Here is a 3,058-nt window from a genome sequence, read left to right as displayed (position 1 = left end):
AAGGATGGTCCAGGAACACTAAGTTATCCCAAAAAAATAACCCGTGGCGCACACGCGGTTTTTTTGTTAACCTATACTCCCGTAGATTAACCAAACCGTCGCGGAAAAACCGGTTTTTACGAGCGCCCAATAATGCGGGGGAACGGACGATGGAAGGGCTGTTCGATTTCGAGAGCATCAGCGCCAAAACCGACGACATCGAGGACGTGGATTTCTTCCCGGAGAAATACCGCATCGGGCGCACCAAGTACATCGTCATCACCGGAGGGGTGATGTCCGGGGTCGGGAAGGGTGTCTTCTCGGCGTCGCTGGGGCACCTTTTGAAGCACTACGGTTTCTCGGTGAGCCAGCTGAAGATTGACGGCTACCTCAACTACGACGCCGGGACGCTGAACCCCTACCGGCACGGCGAGGTCTTCGTCCTGGACGACGGCACCGAGTGCGACATGGACCTAGGCACCTACGAGCGCTTCCTCAACTACGACCTCTCCTCCGACAACTACCTGACCTCGGGCAAGCTCTACCGGACGGTGCTGGAGAAGGAGCGCAAGGGGGACTACCTGGGGCGCGACGTGCTGGTCATCCCCCACGTCACCGGGGAGGTCAAGAACTTCATCCGCACGCTGGCGAGCTCTCGGCCCTTCGACATCGTGCTCATCGAAATCGGCGGCACCATCGGCGACATCGAGAACCTGCACTTCGTGGAGGCGGCGCGGGAGCTCTTCGTGGCCGAGGGGCGCGAGAACGTCATGTTCGCCCACGTCACCATGCTCCCCTACAACGAGGCCTCGGGGGAGCAGAAGTCCAAGCCGACCCAGCACTCGGTCAAAAAGCTCCTCGAGACCGGCATCCAGCCCGACATCATCGTGGGTCGCAGCCCCAAGGGCGTCGCCCCGAAGGTGCGGCAGAAGATAGCCCTCTTCTGCAACGTGGCCCAGGAGAACGTCATCAGCTCGCCGGACCTGCCCAGCATCTACACCCTGCCCTACGTGCTGGACCTCCAGCGGCTGGCCTGGCTGGTGACCCAAAGGCTCAAGCTCTCCATGCCGATCCCGACCAACGGCAAGTCCGAGCCCCCGCTCCACTCCTACGTGGAGCACGTGCAGGCCGAGGGCCTTCCCGTGGTCAGAATCGCCATCACCGGCAAGTACGCCACGCTGAAGGACTCCTACATCAGCATCGTCAACGCCCTGGAGCACTCGGGGGTGGCGCTGGGGGTCCGGGTGGAGCCCGTGTGGGTGGACACCACCGAGATAGCGCGGCCCGAGGACGTGGAGCGGATGCTGCCCCCCGACACGGCCGGCGTCATCGTCCCCGGCGGCTTCGGCGCCCGGGGGGTGGAGGGCAAAATCCAGGTCATCCAGTACGCCCGGGAGCGGGGGCTGCCCTTCCTGGGCATCTGCTACGGCTTCCACTTCGCCGTGGTGGAGTTCGCGCGCCACGTCTGCGGTCTCGAAGACGCCCAGACCACCGAGGTCAACAGCCGCACGCCCCACCCGGTCATCCACCTTCTCCCCGAGCAGAAAAAGAAATTGAGGCTCGGCGGCACCATGCGTCTGGGGGGCCACAAGGTGCGCCTGGACCCGAAGAGCGCGGTGGCCGGGCTCTACGGCCGCACCGAGGTCACCGAGCGCTTCCGCCATCGCTTCGAGTTCAACAACGACTACCGCGAGATTTTCGAGAAAATGGGGATGCGCTTCGTGGGCACCACCCCTGACGGCGCTATCATGCAGGTGCTGGAGCTGCCCGGTCACCCCTACTTCGTGGCCAGCCAGTTCCACCCCGAGTACACCAGCCGACCGCTCGCCCCGAACCCCCTCTTCCATGGCCTGGTCCGGGCCGCCATCGAAAAAAGGAGCCGGTGACCGCATGAATCCCGTGATAGATGCCATCCTGGCGAGGCGCTCCTGCCGCGACTTCACCGGCGAGCCGCTCCCTCCCGATCACGTGGAGCTGTTGAAGGAGTCGCTGCGCTGGGCGCCGTCGGCGGGCAACCGCCAGCACTGGCGTTTCATCCTGGTGTGGGATCGGGGCGTGAAGGTCAGGCTGGGCGAGGCGGCCTACGGGCAGATGTTCATCGCCGAGGCTCCTCTCATCGTCGTCGTGGTGGCGCTGCCGGAGGTGTCGGCCGAGCACTACGGCGACCGCGGGCGGGGGCTCTACTGCTTGCAGGACACCGCCGCCGCGGTGCAGAATCTCCTCCTGGCCGCCCATTCCCTGGGTCACTGCTCGTGCTGGGTCGGCGCCTTCGACGAGGGCGGGGTGCGGCGCGTCCTGAGCCTGGGGGCCGACGAGCGCCCGGTGGCCCTGGTGCCCGTGGGGAAAGGGACCTGCACCGAGGAGAGGACCGACCGGGTTCCACCGAAAAAGGTTTTTCACGAGCTGCCCTAGGGGGGCGCCTTGACCAAGAAGGTTCCCCAGAACACCGACCCCCGTCGCTGGGAGACGCCGCTCTTCCTCTCCCAGGCTTTTTTTCTCACCACCACCGACCACGCCGGCAACCCCCACCTGGAGCCGGTGACCCGTCTATTCCCCCTTTCCGACTCACCGCCGCTTCTGGGCTTGGTCCTGTCCGAGGGCACCCTCGCGCACCGGCACCTCGCCAAGACACGGGAGTTCGTGGTCAACCCGGTTCCGTCGGAGCTGGCGCTCGCCTTCTGGCAGTCCGGAGAGGCGGCCTACACCGGCCTGGAGCGCATCGGGCGCCTGGGGCTCACCCTCGAGCTGTCGCGGAAGGTGGGGCCGCCGCGAGTCGCCGAGTGCCCGGCCCATCTCGAGTGCCGCGTCGTGGAGCGCAAACCGCTACCCGGCGCCACGCTCTACACCGCCGAGATTTTGGCGGTGGAGGTGGTCCGAGGGGTTACCTGGGGGACGCTTCGGGAGCGTTTCAAGGTGCTCGCTCCGCTGTTGTGGCTCCGGGAGGACGGCGAGTATTGCTGCGAGCCGAAGTCGCCCCGCCGGGCCCGGTAGCACCGGGGTGGCGAGGGCTGCCTTAATAAAAACGGCGGGGATAGGAACCGAGCGAAGCGAGCTATGCCCCTGGCAAATCCCCGCCCTA

Annotated in this window: 3 protein-coding genes; all 3 read left to right on the top strand. The window is 65.7% G+C overall.

The window, feature by feature from the left end:
- Nucleotides 1-149: 149 nt before the first annotated feature.
- From pyrG to NTW26_07710, 3 genes are read left to right on the top strand one after another with little or no spacing between them, the layout of a single operon-like run.
- Nucleotides 150-1,865: a CTP synthase (glutamine hydrolyzing) gene (gene pyrG, locus NTW26_07720; protein MCX7022141.1), complete on the top strand. Its 1,716-nt coding sequence runs from the start codon at nt 150-152 to the stop codon at nt 1,863-1,865.
- Between the two features lie 4 nt (nt 1,866-1,869).
- Nucleotides 1,870-2,391: a nitroreductase family protein gene (locus NTW26_07715; protein ID MCX7022140.1), complete on the top strand. Its 522-nt coding sequence runs from the start codon at nt 1,870-1,872 to the stop codon at nt 2,389-2,391.
- 9 nt (nt 2,392-2,400) lie between these two features.
- Nucleotides 2,401-2,970, top strand: coding sequence for a flavin reductase family protein (locus tag NTW26_07710; GenBank protein ID MCX7022139.1), 570 nt, complete (start codon nt 2,401-2,403; stop codon nt 2,968-2,970).
- The last annotated feature ends 88 nt before the right edge of the window (nt 2,971-3,058 follow it).

The organism is bacterium (genome assembly GCA_026398675.1).
Classification (GTDB): domain Bacteria; phylum RBG-13-66-14; class RBG-13-66-14; order RBG-13-66-14; family RBG-13-66-14; genus RBG-13-66-14.
The sequence above is the reverse complement of the archived record's forward strand: the minus strand, read 5'-3'. Positions and strand labels throughout refer to the sequence as shown.

Excerpts from the sequence above, each read along its gene's own strand:
- pyrG (MCX7022141.1), top strand. The coding sequence starts at position 150 with ATGGAAGGGCTGTTCGATTTCGAGAGCATCAGCGCCAAAACCGACGAC.
- NTW26_07715 (MCX7022140.1), top strand. The coding sequence starts at position 1,870 with ATGAATCCCGTGATAGATGCCATCCTGGCGAGGCGCTCCTGCCGCGAC.